15 protein-coding genes are annotated in these 14,378 nt (G+C 62.1%); 13 read left to right on the top strand and 2 right to left on the bottom strand.

Annotated features, from left to right (window positions below):
* Positions 1-71 precede the first annotated feature (71 nt).
* The 11 genes from GHK24_RS03685 (at position 72) to cowN (ending at position 9,891) form a co-directional block, all read left to right on the top strand.
* A complete protein-coding gene (locus tag GHK24_RS03685) occupies positions 72-1,511 on the top strand; it encodes a DegQ family serine endoprotease (RefSeq protein WP_153469229.1) in 1,440 nt (479 codons plus the stop codon).
* A gap of 1 nt (position 1,512) precedes the next feature.
* A complete protein-coding gene (locus GHK24_RS03680) occupies positions 1,513-1,764 on the top strand; it encodes a glutaredoxin family protein (protein ID WP_340666086.1) in 252 nt (83 codons plus the stop codon).
* A 355-nt stretch (positions 1,765-2,119) separates the two neighbouring features.
* Positions 2,120-3,913: a translation elongation factor 4 gene (lepA, locus tag GHK24_RS03675; protein WP_153469226.1), complete on the top strand. Its 1,794-nt coding sequence runs from the start codon at positions 2,120-2,122 to the stop codon at positions 3,911-3,913.
* 29 nt (positions 3,914-3,942) lie between these two features.
* On the top strand, positions 3,943-4,731 hold the full coding sequence (gene lepB / locus GHK24_RS03670) for a signal peptidase I (RefSeq protein WP_167682595.1): 789 nt from the start codon (positions 3,943-3,945) through the stop codon (positions 4,729-4,731).
* Between the two features lie 123 nt (positions 4,732-4,854).
* Positions 4,855-5,529 carry a ribonuclease III gene (gene rnc / locus GHK24_RS03665; protein ID WP_153469223.1) on the top strand — a complete coding sequence of 225 codons (675 nt, stop codon included), beginning with the start codon at positions 4,855-4,857 and terminating at the stop codon, positions 5,527-5,529.
* Positions 5,526-6,413, top strand: a complete 888-nt coding sequence (era, locus tag GHK24_RS03660) for a GTPase Era (RefSeq protein WP_153469220.1) — start codon at positions 5,526-5,528, stop codon at positions 6,411-6,413. The genes rnc and era overlap by 4 nt, the downstream gene beginning before the upstream one ends.
* Before the next feature lie 107 nt (positions 6,414-6,520).
* Entirely contained in the window at positions 6,521-7,237 is a 717-nt protein-coding gene (gene recO / locus GHK24_RS03655) for a DNA repair protein RecO (RefSeq protein WP_153469217.1), read from the top strand.
* Entirely contained in the window at positions 7,234-8,001 is a 768-nt protein-coding gene (locus GHK24_RS03650; RefSeq protein WP_153469214.1) for a pyridoxine 5'-phosphate synthase, read from the top strand. The genes recO and GHK24_RS03650 overlap by 4 nt, the downstream gene beginning before the upstream one ends.
* Positions 7,998-8,375 (top strand): holo-ACP synthase, encoded by a 378-nt coding sequence (gene acpS / locus GHK24_RS03645; protein WP_153469211.1) that lies wholly within the window; start codon positions 7,998-8,000, stop codon positions 8,373-8,375. The genes GHK24_RS03650 and acpS overlap by 4 nt, the downstream gene beginning before the upstream one ends.
* Positions 8,372-9,424 carry a beta-N-acetylhexosaminidase gene (gene nagZ, locus GHK24_RS03640; RefSeq protein WP_228384528.1) on the top strand — a complete coding sequence of 351 codons (1,053 nt, stop codon included), beginning with the start codon at positions 8,372-8,374 and terminating at the stop codon, positions 9,422-9,424. Before acpS ends, nagZ begins: the two co-directional genes overlap by 4 nt.
* Positions 9,425-9,615: 191 nt before the next feature.
* A complete protein-coding gene (gene cowN, locus GHK24_RS03635; RefSeq protein ID WP_153469208.1) occupies positions 9,616-9,891 on the top strand; it encodes a N(2)-fixation sustaining protein CowN in 276 nt (91 codons plus the stop codon).
* Between the two features lie 96 nt (positions 9,892-9,987).
* Here the strand turns inward: cowN and efp are convergent, their stop codons facing one another.
* Both efp and earP read right to left on the bottom strand, forming a co-directional pair.
* Positions 9,988-10,545, bottom strand: a complete 558-nt coding sequence (efp, locus tag GHK24_RS03630; protein ID WP_153469205.1) for an elongation factor P — start codon at positions 10,543-10,545, stop codon at positions 9,988-9,990.
* A gap of 40 nt (positions 10,546-10,585) precedes the next feature.
* Positions 10,586-11,791 (bottom strand): elongation factor P maturation arginine rhamnosyltransferase EarP, encoded by a 1,206-nt coding sequence (gene earP / locus GHK24_RS03625; RefSeq protein WP_228384527.1) that lies wholly within the window; start codon positions 11,789-11,791, stop codon positions 10,586-10,588.
* Between the two features lie 169 nt (positions 11,792-11,960).
* Here earP and uvrC point away from each other — a divergent pair, with 169 nt between their 5' ends.
* Both uvrC and pgsA read left to right on the top strand, forming a co-directional pair.
* The gene (gene uvrC, locus GHK24_RS03620) at positions 11,961-13,775 is read left to right on the top strand and encodes an excinuclease ABC subunit UvrC (protein ID WP_340642733.1); all 1,815 of its coding nucleotides are present in this window, start codon (positions 11,961-11,963) and stop codon (positions 13,773-13,775) included.
* Positions 13,775-14,359 (top strand): CDP-diacylglycerol--glycerol-3-phosphate 3-phosphatidyltransferase, encoded by a 585-nt coding sequence (gene pgsA, locus GHK24_RS03615; RefSeq protein ID WP_153469200.1) that lies wholly within the window; start codon positions 13,775-13,777, stop codon positions 14,357-14,359. The genes uvrC and pgsA overlap by 1 nt, the downstream gene beginning before the upstream one ends.
* Positions 14,360-14,378 lie beyond the last annotated feature (19 nt).

The raw sequence follows: 14,378 nt of genomic DNA, 5'->3' as shown, positions 1-14,378 counted from the left end.
CGGTGTGGTCGGGGCCGCCTCGTTCTGTCATCTCCCCGTTCTACACTCTGCTTCAGGAGGTTTCGCTGATCATGAAACATCTTTTTGCGGTTTGTTTTTTCAGCTTGATTTCGTTCGTGGCGCAGGCGCAGGGGCGTCTGTTGCCGGACTTCACCGATCTCGTCGACAAGCAAGGGCCGGCGGTCGTCAATATCAGCACGACGCAGGTGATCCGCAATGCCGCGCGTGGCGCAACCCCCTTTCCCTTTGACGACGACGATGCGATGGCGGAGTTGTTTCGCCGCTTCATGCCGCAGCATCCGCCATCAGGGCAGGGCGCGCCGCGGGAATTCGAGAGCCGCTCGCTGGGATCGGGCTTTATCGTCAGCGCCGACGGCTACATCCTGACCAATGCCCACGTCGTCGATTCGGCCGACGAGATCGCCGTCAAGCTCACCGATAAGCGCGAGTTCAAGGCACGGGTGATCGGCGCGGACAAGCGGACGGACGTTGCGCTGATCAAGATCGACGCCAGCGGTTTGCCGACGGTGCGCCTCGGTGATCCGAATGCGCTGCGCGTCGGCGAATGGGTCGTCGCGATTGGTTCGCCCTTCGGCTTCGAAAACAGCGTGACGGCGGGCATCGTTAGTGCCAAAGGACGTTCGCTGCCACAGGAAAATCTGGTGCCTTTCATTCAGACGGACGTGGCCATCAATCCGGGGAATTCCGGCGGGCCACTGTTCAACATGAGAGGTGAGGTGGTCGGCATCAACTCCCAGATTTACAGTCGTTCCGGCGGCTTCATGGGGATTTCGTTCGCCATTCCCATCGACGTGGCAATGGAGGTGCAGACGCAGCTGAAAGCCACCGGCAAGGTGAGCCGCGGCCGCATTGGCGTGGTGATCCAGGAGCTGACGAAGGATCTCGCCGATTCTTTCGGTCTGGCCAAGGCGCAAGGTGCAGCGGTCAATTCGGTCGAGCGCGGCGGTCCGGCCGACAAGGCAGGTATCGAGGCGGGTGACGTCATCCTCAAGTTCGATGGACGTCCAGTGCTCAGTTCGGGCGATTTGCCGCGCATGGTCAGTGGCGTCAGACCGGGTACGCGGGTGCCTCTCGTGATCTGGCGCAAGGGGATTGCGCGCGAATTGACGGTCCTCGTCGGCGAGAGTCAGGACGAGCGTGTCGCGACGCGGGCGAGCCGCAACAAGGCAGCCCCCAGCGAGGGCGCGACCAACCGGCTGGGGCTTGCCGTCTCGGAACTGACGCCTGAGCAGCGACGGGAGTTGAAGCTGAACGGTGGTCTGCTGGTGGAAGATGTGCGCGGCAGCGGCGCGCGCAGCGATCTGCGTCCCGGCGACGTTCTGCTGGCGGTCATTGCGCGCGGCGTCGTTACCGAACTGAAAAGCGTCGAGCAATTCAACAAGCTCCTCGTGCAAACCGATCGGTCGGCATCGGTTTCCTTGCTGGTTCGTCGCGGCGACATGCAGACATTCATCAATATCAAGCCGCTAGGCGAGCGCAAAGGAGAGTGAAGTGTCCAAAAATGTCCAGTTGGCCCTGATATCGCGGTCGTACTGCCATCTGTGTCACGACATGGAAGTGGCGCTGACGCCGCTCCTGGGCGAGTTTTCAGCGTCGCTGGCGGTTGTCGATGTCGATGCCGACGAGGCCTTGCTGGCGCGTTACGACGAACTCGTCCCCGTCTTGCTGCATGGTGATACGGAGCTTTGTCACTATCATCTTGATGAGGAGAAGGTTCGCGCATATCTGACGGCGCATGCCTGAGTCGGTCGTGCATCTGGCTGGCGGAGGCTTTGCGGTCGTGCGTGACGCGGCAGGCGAGTGTTTATCACCCATTTGCCGGGCTTTGCCTTGCCCGGCGCCCGGCGGTGGGGATGCCTTCGCGGTATAATGCGCGGCCGTTCTGGCGGCGTTGGCGGTCGATGGCCGGCGAGCACGTTTGTGGGGGGAGCCAGCTTCGTTTCTCCGTCACTGCCAAAAACCGTCGCGGCAAGTGCCGTCGTCGGTGTTCTTCACCGTGTTTATTCAAGGTCGGTAGGTGCTTGACTGATTGAATTGATAATCAGTGGGTTATGCCGGCTTTTTAATGTTTTTACTGCAGAGTACAGCGACTGAGCGCATGCAACATATCCGCAATTTCTCCATCATTGCCCATATTGACCACGGTAAGTCGACCCTGGCGGACCGGATCATCCACCTGTGCGGCGGCTTGTCCGATCGCGAGATGGAGGCGCAAGTTCTTGATTCGATGGATATCGAGCGGGAGCGCGGCATCACCATCAAGGCGCAGACGGCCTCGCTGAGTTATCGCGCCCGCGACGGTCAGGTCTACAAGCTGAACCTGATCGACACGCCGGGGCACGTGGACTTTTCCTACGAAGTCTCGCGTTCCCTGTCGGCCTGCGAAGGTGCTTTGCTGGTTGTCGATGCGTCGCAAGGCGTTGAAGCGCAGACAGTCGCGAATTGCTACACGGCGATTGAGCTTGGCGTCGAAGTCGTTCCCGTGCTCAACAAAATCGACCTGCCGTCGGCCAACCCCGATCAGGCGCGTCAGGAAATTGAGGACGTCATCGGTATCGACGCGACCGAGGCGGTTCTCGCTTCGGCGAAGACCGGGCAGGGCGTTGAAGACATCATCGAGGCGATCATCGCCCGTACGCCACCACCAAAGGGCGATTCCGAGGCCCCCTTGAAGGCGCTGGTGATCGACTCATGGTTCGATAACTACGTCGGCGTCGTCATGCTGGTGCGAGTGGTCGATGGTGTGTTGCGGCCGAAAGACAAGATTCGCCTGATGTCGACGGGCTCGCTCCATCTGTGCGAACAGGTCGGCGTATTCACGCCGAAGTCCTTGACGCGCGAGTCGCTCTCGGCGGGCGAGGTTGGTTTTGTCATCGCCGGTATCAAGGAACTCGACGCGGCGCGTGTTGGCGACACCATGACCCGTGCGGACCGGCCGGCTGAGGTGGCGTTGCCGGGTTTCAAGGAAATCCAGTCGCAGGTGTTTGCCGGCCTCTATCCGGTGGAGTCCAACCAGTACGATTCGCTGCGCGATTCGCTGGAAAAGCTCAAGCTCAACGACGCCTCGCTGCGTTTTGAGCCGGAGGTGTCGCAGGCGCTGGGTTTTGGCTTCCGCTGCGGTTTCCTCGGCCTCCTGCACATGGAGATCGTCCAGGAGCGCCTTGAGCGCGAGTTCGATCAGAACCTGATCACGACGGCGCCCACCGTGGTGTACGAAGTGGCGATGCGCGATGGCACGGTGATTACCGTCGAAAATCCCTCGCGCTTGCCCGATTCGTCGAAGGTCGAAGAAATTCGCGAGCCGATCATCACAGCGACGATTTTCGTACCGCAGGATTACCTTGGCGCGGTGATGACGCTATGCAATCAGAAGCGTGGCAGTCAGATCAACATGACGTATCGCGGGCGCCAGGTGCAGTTGGTCTACGAAATCCCGATGGCCGAAGTGGTGATGGATTTCTTTGACAAGCTGAAATCGGCCTCGCGTGGTTATGCCTCGCTGGACTATGAATTCAAGGAGTATCGCGCCGCCGATGTCGTCAAGCTCGACGTGCTGATCAATTCCGAGCGTGTCGACGCCTTGTCGATCATCGTGCACCGCGCCAGCGCGCAATATCGTGGGCGCGAGTTGGCCTCGAAAATGCGCGAATTGATCCCGCGACAGATGTTTGACGTGGCTATTCAGGCGGCAATCGGTTCGCACATCATCGCGCGTGAAAACGTCAAGGCGATGCGCAAGGACGTTCTCGCCAAATGTTATGGTGGTGATATCACCCGCAAGAAGAAGCTGCTGGAAAAGCAAAAGGCCGGCAAGAAACGCATGAAGCAGGTCGGTGCGGTTGAAATTCCGCAGGAGGCCTTTCTTGCCGTCCTGCGGGTGGACGGAAAATAACGCTGTTAACGAAGTAACGGAGCCGTTTCGTGAATTTTGCGCTGATCCTGTTTATCCTCCTGCTGGTAAGTGGAGCCATCTGGGCGGTCGACGTATTTATCATGCGGAGGCGGCGCGCGGCGGGGAGCAAAGACCCCTGGTGGGTGGAATATGGGGCGAGTTTCTTCCCCATCATCCTGCTGGTTTTTGTGTTGCGCTCATTCGTTTTTGAGCCGTTCAAGATTCCTTCCGGTTCGATGATTCCGACCTTGCTGGTGGGGGATTTTATTCTCGTCAACAAATACGCCTATGGTGTTCGTCTGCCGATCATCGACAAGAAGATCATCAACGTCGGTAGTCCGCAGCGCGGCGATGTGATGGTGTTTCGCTACCCGGAAGATCCTTCGGTCGATTACATCAAGCGCGTTGTCGGCGTGCCCGGCGATACCATCGCTTATCAGGACAAGCGTCTGACGATCAACGGCGAACCGGTTGAGGTCACCCAGGTCGACGATTATCTGCACCCCGAACGCCTGTTTTACTCGCACCAGTTCGTCGAAAAACTCGGCCCGGTCGAGCATCGCTTCCTGAATGATGAGGATGCTCCGGCGTTTATCAACGACGCGTCGGCTTTCCCGCATCGCGAAGATTGCCTATACAACCATTCCGGCGTGATTTGCAAAGTGCCGGAAGGGCAGTATTTCATGATGGGCGATAATCGTGATAATAGCCGGGATAGTCGCTACTGGGGTTTTGTTCCCGAGCAGAATATCGTCGGCAAAGCTTTTTTCATCTGGTTTAATTTTAATGACCTGAAACGTGTCGGATCGTTTCACTAAGGAGATGCCAGTGAATCGGCATGAAATGACGGCGACCCTGCGAGGGTTTCCGTTTGCCCGTAGCGCGCATGACGCGTTCAGGTATGCGGCTGAGTTGCCGTGCGCTAACGCGGGGCGTGCTGCATGACGGCGCGTCCGATTGAGTTGGCGCTCGGCTATTCGTTTGCCGACGGCGCCTTGTTGCTGAAAGCTCTGACGCACCGTAGCCACAGTTCGCCACACAACGAGCGCCTTGAATTCATTGGCGATTCGATTCTCAACTGCGTCATCGCCCGCCGCTTGTTCGAGCAATTTCCTGCGCTGCCCGAAGGTGATCTGTCGCGCTTGCGAGCCAACCTCGTGCGTCAGGAGACCTTGCACCGTCTGTCGCAGTCGCTCGCTTTGGGCGACTCCCTGCGTCTGGGCGAAGGCGAGGCGCGCAGTGGTGGTCGCGAGCGCCCGTCGATCCTTGCCGACGCTATGGAAGCGCTGTTTGGCGCGATCTGGATGGATGGCGGTTTCGATGCTGCCGACGCGGTGATTTCGCGCCTCTACGCTCCTTTGCTCGCCGCCATCACGCCGGGGCAGCCGAACAAGGATGCCAAGACGCGGCTTCAGGAACTATTGCAGGGGCGGCGTTTCTCGCTGCCCAAATATTCGCTGGTGGGGGCCGATGGACAGGCGCATGCTCAGCACTTCGTCGTTGCCTGTGTGATCGACGAACTGGGGGTGCGCACCGAAGGCAGCGGTTCGAGCCGGCGCATCGCCGAACAGATGGCCGCTGAACGGGCCCTGGAGCGCTTGAAGGAGCACGCATGAGCAACGAACGCAGATCGGGATTCGTCGCCATCGTCGGGCGTCCGAACGTCGGCAAATCGACTCTCCTGAATCGTCTCGTCGGCGAGAAGATCAGCATCGTCTCGCGCAAGGCGCAGACCACGCGGCATCGCATTACCGGCATTCGCACGGACGACGATGCGCAGTATGTGTTCGTCGACACGCCGGGCTTTCAGACGCGTCATGTCAACGCCCTCAATCGTTCGATGAATCGCGGCGTTACCCAGACGCTGGGCGATGTCGACGCCGTCCTTTTTGTCATCGAAGCCGGGCGTTTCGGCCCGGCTGATCAGGCGGTGCTCGATTTGCTGCCGGCGGATCGGCCGGTGATTGCAGTACTCAACAAGATCGACCGCATCGAAGACAAGGCGCGTTTCTTGCCCTTCCTCGCCGAGATCGGGACACGCCGCAATTTCGCGGCCATCGTTCCCGTCAGCGCCGCCAAGGGTGCGCAGATCGACGCCTTGCTGGCGGAAACCCGGCGCCATCTGCCGCACGAGGGTTTGCTGTTCGACGAAGAGCAGATTACCGACCGCAGCGAACGCTTTCTGGCCGCTGAATTTCTGCGCGAAAAACTCTTCCGCCTGCTGGGCGACGAGCTACCGTATTCCGCCGCCGTGGAGATCGAAAAATTTGAAGTCGATGGCGCCCTGCGCCGCATCAGCGCGGCGATTGTCGTGGATCGGCAGGGGCACAAGGCCATCGTCATCGGCAAGGGCGGCGAGGGTTTGAAGCGCATCGCCAGCGAAGCCCGTCAGGATATGGAGCAACTCTTCGACGGCAAGGTGTTTCTCGAGGTCTGGGTGAAGGTGAAATCCGGCTGGGCCGACGACGAGCGCCTCCTCAAGAGTCTCGGTTACGAATGAACTCTGTTCGTCGCCGCCCGCGCGACCGTTCTTTCCTTGGTGCCATCCGCTTCCCGAGGTCGAGGCGAGGGCGCCGTCTTGCCGGCGGCGCGGCGACTTTCTGAGCCATGCTGCGGCACCGCGTCGATGCGCAGGCAGCGTATGTGCTGCATACCTATCCGTTTCGCGAAACGAGTCTGATCGTCGAGGTGTTCTCGCGCGACTGGGGGCGCGTCTCGCTGATGGCGCGAGGAGCGCGGCGTCCGCGCTCGGCTCTGCGCGGCTTGCTCATGGCCTTTCAGCCGCTGGAATTGGGCTGGTCGGGCAAGGGTGAGGTGCAGACCCTGACGAAGGCCGAATGGCTGGGCGGACAACCGTTGCTCTCCGGCAAGGCGCTGTTCTGCGGCTACTACCTGAACGAACTGCTGCTCAACCTGTTGCCTCGCGAAGATGCGCACGAGCGCCTGTTTTCCGTCTATGCGCAGACCTTGCGGCGCTTTGCCGATGGTCTGCACGAGGCCGATTTGCGGCGTTTCGAGTGCGCCCTGTTGAGCGAACTGGGCTACGGGCTGACGCTGGCGCATGACGTCGAGGGGGCCGGGATCAGTGCCGAGGCCAGTTACGCCTACGAAATCGAGCGGGGTCCGGTGCGTCTTGCGGCGCCGGGCGACTCGCCGTTGTGCGTCAGCGGTCGGACCCTGATCGATCTGGCGCACGATGATTTCACCGATCCCCGTTCGCTGGCGGAAGCGAAGCCGCTGATGCGGGCATTGATCACCCACTATACGGGCGGCAAGGGGCTCGAAACCCGCAAGATTTTCATGGAGCTACAGGAACTGTCATGATCGAACTCGGCGTAAATCTCGACCACGTGGCGACTATCCGTCAGGCGCGTCGCACCTATGAACCCGACCCCGTCTGGGCGGCCGTCGAAGCGCATCTGGGCGGCGCCGACGGTATCACCATCCACCTGCGCGAAGATCGCCGGCACATTCAGGACGACGATGTGCTGAAGCTGCGCGACCTGACGCAGATCAAGCTCAACCTGGAGATGGCAGCGACCGACGAGATGGTGAAGATCGCCTGCCGCATCAAGCCGAACATGGCGATGCTCGTCCCCGAAGGGCGTCAGGAAGTCACCACCGAGGGCGGTCTTGACGTCGCTGGCAACGAGGCGGCGCTGAAAGACTCGGTCAGTCGTCTGGCCGACGCCGGGATCGTCAGCAGCGTCTTCATCGACGCCGACCTGCGTCAAGTCGAGGCGGCGGCGCGCATTGGCGCGCAGGTGTGCGAACTGCACACCGGCCCGTACGCGCACGCCTTTCATGCCAAGGGGCGCGATCCCGAGCGGCCGGCCGTGATCGCCGAGCTGGAAAAAATCCGCGCAGCGGGCGATGCCATTCGCGCGCTGGATATGCGCTTCAACGCCGGGCACGCGCTCAACTATTTCAACGTGCAGCCGGTTGCCCGCCTCGCTGGAGTGCGCGAGTTGCATATCGGCCACGCCATTGTCAGCCGCGCCGTGTTCGTTGGTCTGCGCGAGGCGGTGAGCGAGATGAAGCGCCTGATGCGCGAAGCTCAAGCGCACGCCTGCACGACCACGCGATGATCGCGGGCGTCGGCACCGACATCGCCGCCGTCGCCCGGCTCGCCGGCCTGTGGGAGCGGCACGGCGAACGGGCGCTGGAAAAAATGCTGGCGCCGGAAGAGTTTGCCGACTTCGCCAAGGCGAGCGATCCGGGGCGTTTTCTCGCCAAACGTTTCGCGGCCAAGGAGGCTTTCGCCAAGGCATTGGGAACGGGCGTTGTGGCGCCGGCGACCTTGCCGAACATCGCGGTGATCCACGACGCGCTGGGCAAGCCCGCCTTTGCCTTTGCCCCCGCCTTGCGCGATCAGCTGGAGGCGCGCGGCCTGCGCGCCTTTCTTTCGATCAGCGACGAGCGCGAATTTGCCGTCGCCTTTGTCGTTCTGGAATACGTATGAACTCTTCTCGCCTTGATTCCGAGGGGCTTTCCGCTTCGCCGCTGGCGCTTCCCGGCCCACTGATGATCGACGTCGAAGCGCATGCGCTCACCGAGAGCGACCGGCGCCGGCTTCGCCATCCGCTCGTCGGCGGCGTGATCTTGTTTTCCCGCAATTACCGTGACCCGGCGCAACTGACGCAGCTGTGTGCCGAGATGCGTGCCGTGCGTCCCGAACTTCTGATCGGCATCGACCACGAAGGCGGGCGAGTGCAGCGCTGCCGCGCGGGATTCACGCGGCTGCCGGCGATGCGGCGTCTGGGCGATACCTGGGATCGCGACGCCGAGGCAGGCGAGGCGGCGGCGCGGGCGATTGGCTTTGTACTGGCGAGCGAGCTGCGCGCCTGCGGCATCGATTTTTCCTTCACACCGGTGCTGGATCTCGACTGGGGGCATAGCGGCGTGATTGGCGACCGTTCGTTTCACCGCGACCCGGCTGCCGTCGTCGCGCTGGCCGGCGCGCTCATCGAAGGACTGCGGCAGACTGGCATGGGCGCCTGTGGCAAGCATTTCCCCGGCCATGGCTGGGCGGAGGCGGATTCGCATGTGGCGATCCCCGTCGATACGCGCCCGCGCGACGAGATCGCGCCCGATATCGAGCCTTATCGCCATCTTGCGCTCGATGCCGTGATGCCGGCGCACGTCATCTATCCGGCAGTGGATGAGCGTCCCGCTGGCTTTTCGCCGGTCTGGATGGACCTCTTGCGCCGCGATATTGGCTTTGCCGGCGCGATTTTCAGCGACGATCTGTCGATGGCCGGGGCCGGTGTCGTGGGCGACATCCTCGCCCGCGCACATGCCGCCTGGACAGCCGGGGCCGACGTATTGCTGGTCTGCAATGCGCCTGCCTCGGTCGACACCTTGCTTGAGCAGTGGCATCCGGAGGCGGAAGAAAAGCGCGCCGTCCGGCGGGCGGCGCTGCGGAGCACGCAGGCCGCCATCCCCCGCAATGCGCTCGGCGACGATGCGCGCTACCTCGCTGGCGTTGCCGCAGCCCAGCAACTGGCGTGAAGTTTGCTGGTACCCCGTAGCGTTCGTTTGGCGGGTGGTTTTCCGACATACGCCCGAAACGGCGCATTGACGGGGGGTACGGGGCCGGCGTTTTCAAAGCTGATGTGATTTATCTGCTTTGTCGGCTAGCGCCATGTTTTTCATGTATTAGTTGCCGCCAACGTGAGGGCGGCTGCGCCAGGATTTGCGAGATGACCGAAGAAACGCGAGATCGCTATGTCAGTTTCAGCAACATCGACTGCGACGCCAGAGCACGCCAGCTAGTGGGCTTGATCCGTGTGCATGCCGAGCGTCCGGAGAACGGTAATCCCTTCTGGGACTATTTCTTGAAGCGTCTGAATAGCGGCAAACACGACGAACTCTTCATGCTGCATTGCTACTTGCAGGGCCTGCGCGATGCGCTCGAAGGGGTGGGCGACGAGCATGCGCTGTCCTTGCTCGGGCAGATCGAAGAGGAGTGCATGTAGCCCGTGTAGCCCATGTCGGGCTTCTGACAAAACGCGGATGACGAAAAAAGAAAAAGGCGGCCTCGGCCGCCTTTTTGCATGACGCTGCGTCGTCGGTTACTTGACGCGAGCGCGGTACTCGTTGGTGCGCGTGTCGATTTCGATCTTGTCGCCGATTTCGACGAAAGCCGGTACCGGCAGTTCGAAGCCGGTGGACAAACGGGCCGGCTTCATGACCTTGCCCGAGGTGTCGCCCTTGACGGCCGGTTCGGTGTAGATGACTTCGCGGACCAGTGAATTCGGCATTTCGACCGAGATCGCCTTGCCGTCGTAGAAGACGACTTCGCAGGGCATGCCGTCTTCGAGGTAGTTGAGCGCGTCGCCCATGCAGTCAGACTCGATCTCGTACTGGTTGTACTCGGCGTCCATGAAGACGTACATCGGGTCGGCGAAGTAGGAGTAGGTGACTTCCTTGCGCTCGAGCACGACGACTTCGAACTTGTCGTCGGCACGATAGACGGTTTCGCTCGGCGCGCCGGTCAGGAGATTCTTCATCTTCATCTTGACGACGGCGGCGTTGCGGCCCGACTTGTTGTATTCGGCCTTAAGGACAACCAGCGGGTCGTTGCCGACCATGAACACATTGCCTGCGCGAAGCTCCTGAGCGGTTTTCATAGTGCGTTTCCGATAATGGCATTAAAAAAATAACCCTGAATTATACCCTTGCGCGACAGAAAAGCACCAACCGGCTCGCGAGATCTTCTTGCTCGGCGAGCCTTGCCGACCATACGGCGGCGTGCTTGGTCAGCGTGGGCAGCGCGTCTGCGAAAGCGCACCAGGTGTCGGCATCGAGTTCTCCGGCATTCCAGCCATGCCAGAATCGGCGCAGGGCGGCGCTGGCGGCGGCGGGCAGGGCGGCGCAATAGATGTCGAGGAATGCGTCGAGTTTGACGCAGTGGGCGTCTTCGTCTTGCGGGTAGATGTGCCAGAGGAGGGGTTTCGCCGCCCATTGCGCGCGCACGAAAGAGTCTTCGCCGCGCACGATGTTCACATCGCAGGTTTGCAGCAGGGCGTCGTAGTGCGCTTGCTCGACAAAGGGCAGTACGTGGATTTCGAGTGCGCCACGGCGGCAGACATCGCCGGGTTGGAGCGACTGGCCAAAAAACGTGGCGACAGCTTGCAGGGCGCGCGACGCGGGGATGAGGCAGCAGATCGGGGCCGCCGGCGTTGCCAGTTCTGCCCAGATAGTGAGCAAAGCCGTAATCGCGGGCGTCTCGTAGGCAAAAAGCGAGATGCGCAGACCGCGCCCGGGAAGTGGCGCCAGGTTCGGGTAATGCTCGATGTGCGCTGGCTTTTGTCCTTGCCCGGTACGTGCGTCGCGTTGCGCCAGCACCTCGCGCTCGCGCAGCAGGCCGCCGCCGTTTGGGTCAAATCCGGGGAAGAAAAAGTATTTCGTCAGCGGCCAACGCGGATGCGGCGAGGAGAGTCCGTGACAACCCAGCGTCCACGGCTCGGCGCTCAGGTATTCGAGATTGATCCAGCACGGCGGGTGTGCCCGCTCTGCCATGGCGGCGACGAAGTACTCCGGCAGAGTGCAGCCGAAGGCTTCGATGACGACTTCGCCGGGAAGTGCGTCATCGGAGTCTTCGGTCAGCGTAGCCGACTCCTCTTCGTCCAGGGTGACGTTGTGCCACCGACGAATGTCGACGCCAGCGATCTGCTGCCGCTCCCGCGATGTATCGAGCGTCGGGCAGAGCGCGCCGAAAGACCGTAGATCGTCGACCCACAGGCGGACGGCAATGCCGTGTTCGGCAGCGAGCTGCCGCGCCAGTCGCCAGCTGACGCCGATATCGCCGTAGTTGTCGATGACGGTACAGAAAATATCCCAGCGTTCAGCACGGGAAGGGGCGAGGGTGGGCATCGGTGCGCGTGATAACATCGGGGCCGACATGCTACCCCAGCCGCCCAGACCGCTACCAGACGCGTTGCCTACCGCCTCCGACAACGCCCCGCCGCCTGATTCTGCGACCTTGTCGCCAGCGTCCGACACGCGGGCCTCCCTGCCCGCAAATGCCGCTGCCGAGCCGGAAATCGCCTCTCCCGCCACCGCTCCGTTCGATGCCAAAGCATTTCTGGCGACGCTGACGGATTTGCCGGGCGTTTATCGCATGATCGGTACGGGCGATGTCGTGCTCTACGTCGGCAAGGCGAAGAGCCTGAAAAAGCGGGTCTCCTCGTACTTCCGCGAGAATCATCCCAGCCCGCGCATTGCCTTGATGGTGGCGCAGATCGTTCGTGTCGAGACGACGGTCGTCGGCTCGGAGGCGGAGGCGCTGCTCCTTGAAAACAACCTGATCAAGCGACTGGCGCCGCGTTACAACATCCTCTTTCGCGACGACAAGTCGTATCCGTACATCGTCCTGACGCGTGACGAGTTTCCCCGTCTCGCGTTTTTTCGCGGTGCGACCGACCGGCGCGCCGATTACTTTGGCCCGTATCCGTCCTCCGTCGCGGTGCGCGACAGCGTGCATCTGTTGCAGAAGATGTTCCGTCTGCGCACCTGCGAGAACTCGGTTTTCGCCAATCGCTCGCGCCCTTGTCTCTTGCAGCAGATTGGTCGCTGTTCCGGGCCGTGTGTCGACCTGATCGATGCCGAGAGTTACGCCGCCGACGTCCGGCTGGCGTCGATGTTCCTGCAAGGTCGGCAGCAGGAGGTCATCGGTCAGTTGACCTCCGCCATGGAGGCCGCGGCCGCCAATCTGGCCTTCGAACGCGCCGCGCAATTGCGCGATCAGATCCAGTCCTTGCGCCATGTGCAGGAAAAGCAGTTCATCGAAAGCAGCCGCGGCGAGGACGTCGACATCGTCACCGCCGTCGAAGAAGGCGGCATGCTCTGCGTCAATCTGGCGATGGTGCGCGGCGGGCGCCATCTCGGCGACCGACCGCTCTTCCCCGGCAACGCCTCGCAATGCAGCCCGGAAGAGGCCTTGCTGGCTTTCCTGCAACAGCACTATCTGGTGCATCCGGTTCCCGAACGCGTGTTCGTCAGCCCGCTGCCGAGCGACAACGAGGCGGCCGAGGCGCTCAGTGCGCTCGCCGGACGCACGGTGCCGGTTGGCGAGGCGAGACTGGCGATGGCGCGCCGCTGGGTGGAAATGGCCGAGCAGAATGCTCGTCTTGCCATCGTCGCCCGCCGCGCGACGCTCTCGATGCAAGGGCAGCGTTTGCAGGCTTTGCAGACGGTGCTGGCGCTCGACGGTGATCGCATCGAGTGCTTCGACATCAGCCACACCATGGGCGAATCGGCCGTCGCGTCATGCGTCGTCTATCAGGGGGACGGTATGCGTCGCGCCGAATATCGACGCTTCAACATTCGTGACATCACGCCGGGCGACGACTACGCGGCGATGCGCCAGGCTGTGTTGCGCCGCTACGACAAGGTGGCTGCCGGCGAAGGCATCGCGCCGGCGCTGATCCTCATCGACGGCGGCAAGGGGCAGGTGGCCTCGGCCGCCGCCGCGCTGGAAGAATTGGGCTTGTCGCACCTGCCGATGATCGGGGTGGCCAAGGGCGAGGCGCGCAAGCCGGGGCTCGAAACGCTGATCTTTCCCGACGGCCGCGAACCGCTCCATCTGCCGCCCGAACACCCGGCGCTGCACCTGATTCAGGAGGTGCGCGACGAGGCCCACCGCTTCGCCATTTCCGGACACCGCGCGCAACGTGGTAAAACCCGTCGTACCTCGCGTCTTGAAGACATCGAAGGCATTGGTCCGAAACGACGCAAGGCACTCATCTCCCACTTCGGCGGCCTGCAGGGGCTGGCCGACGCCGGGGTCGAACAAATGTGCGCCGTTCCCGGCATCAGCCGCGAACTCGCCGAACGAATCCACGCCGCTCTACGCTGATGCCTTTCAATCTGCCCATATTTCTGACCTGGCTGCGCATCGTCCTGATTCCGGCCATGATCGGCGTCTACTACGCGCCGGAATCCTGGGTGCCCGGCCTGCTCACACGCGACAGTCTGGCGACACTGATCTTTGTCGCCGCCGCGGCGACAGACTGGCTCGACGGCTACCTTGCCCGCCGTCTGGAGCAGACTTCCGCCTTTGGCGCTTTCCTTGACCCTGTAGCCGACAAGCTCATGGTCGCCGCCGCCCTCATCATGCTGGTGCAGCTTGGCCGGCTGGATGCGGTGATCGCCGCGATCATCATCGGCCGCGAGATCACGATCTCGGCCTTGCGTGAGTGGATGGCGCAGATCGGGGCGCACAAGAGCGTGGCCGTGTCGATGATCGGCAAGGTCAAGACGATGGCGCAAATGGCCGCAATCCCCCTGCTGCTCTACCATGCGCCGGTCGCCGGCATCGATGCGCAAGCCTCGGGAACGTGGCTCATCTACGTGGCAGCCGTTCTCACCCTGTGGTCGATGGGCTACTACATGCGCATGGCGTGGCCGGAGATCGTCGAACAGGAGAAGCGCCGCCACTGATCGACGCGGAATCGTGCAC

The organism is Rhodocyclus gracilis (assembly GCF_009617575.1).
In the GTDB taxonomy this organism is placed as follows: Bacteria; Pseudomonadota; Gammaproteobacteria; order Burkholderiales; family Rhodocyclaceae; genus Rhodocyclus; species Rhodocyclus gracilis.
The sequence above is the reverse complement of the archived record's forward strand: the minus strand, read 5'-3'. Positions and strand labels throughout refer to the sequence as shown.

Excerpts from the sequence above, each read along its gene's own strand:
- GHK24_RS03685 (WP_153469229.1), top strand. The coding sequence starts at position 72 with ATGAAACATCTTTTTGCGGTTTGTTTTTTCAGCTTGATTTCGTTCGTG.
- lepA (WP_153469226.1), top strand. The coding sequence starts at position 2,120 with ATGCAACATATCCGCAATTTCTCCATCATTGCCCATATTGACCACGGT.
- rnc (WP_153469223.1), top strand. The coding sequence starts at position 4,855 with ATGACGGCGCGTCCGATTGAGTTGGCGCTCGGCTATTCGTTTGCCGAC.
- era (WP_153469220.1), top strand. The coding sequence starts at position 5,526 with ATGAGCAACGAACGCAGATCGGGATTCGTCGCCATCGTCGGGCGTCCG.
- recO (WP_153469217.1), top strand. The coding sequence starts at position 6,521 with ATGCTGCGGCACCGCGTCGATGCGCAGGCAGCGTATGTGCTGCATACC.
- GHK24_RS03650 (WP_153469214.1), top strand. The coding sequence starts at position 7,234 with ATGATCGAACTCGGCGTAAATCTCGACCACGTGGCGACTATCCGTCAG.
- acpS (WP_153469211.1), top strand. The coding sequence starts at position 7,998 with ATGATCGCGGGCGTCGGCACCGACATCGCCGCCGTCGCCCGGCTCGCC.
- nagZ (WP_228384528.1), top strand. The coding sequence starts at position 8,372 with ATGAACTCTTCTCGCCTTGATTCCGAGGGGCTTTCCGCTTCGCCGCTG.
- cowN (WP_153469208.1), top strand. The coding sequence starts at position 9,616 with ATGACCGAAGAAACGCGAGATCGCTATGTCAGTTTCAGCAACATCGAC.
- efp (WP_153469205.1), bottom strand. The coding sequence starts at position 10,545 with ATGAAAACCGCTCAGGAGCTTCGCGCAGGCAATGTGTTCATGGTCGGC.
- earP (WP_228384527.1), bottom strand. The coding sequence starts at position 11,791 with ATGCCCACCCTCGCCCCTTCCCGTGCTGAACGCTGGGATATTTTCTGT.
- pgsA (WP_153469200.1), top strand. The coding sequence starts at position 13,775 with ATGCCTTTCAATCTGCCCATATTTCTGACCTGGCTGCGCATCGTCCTG.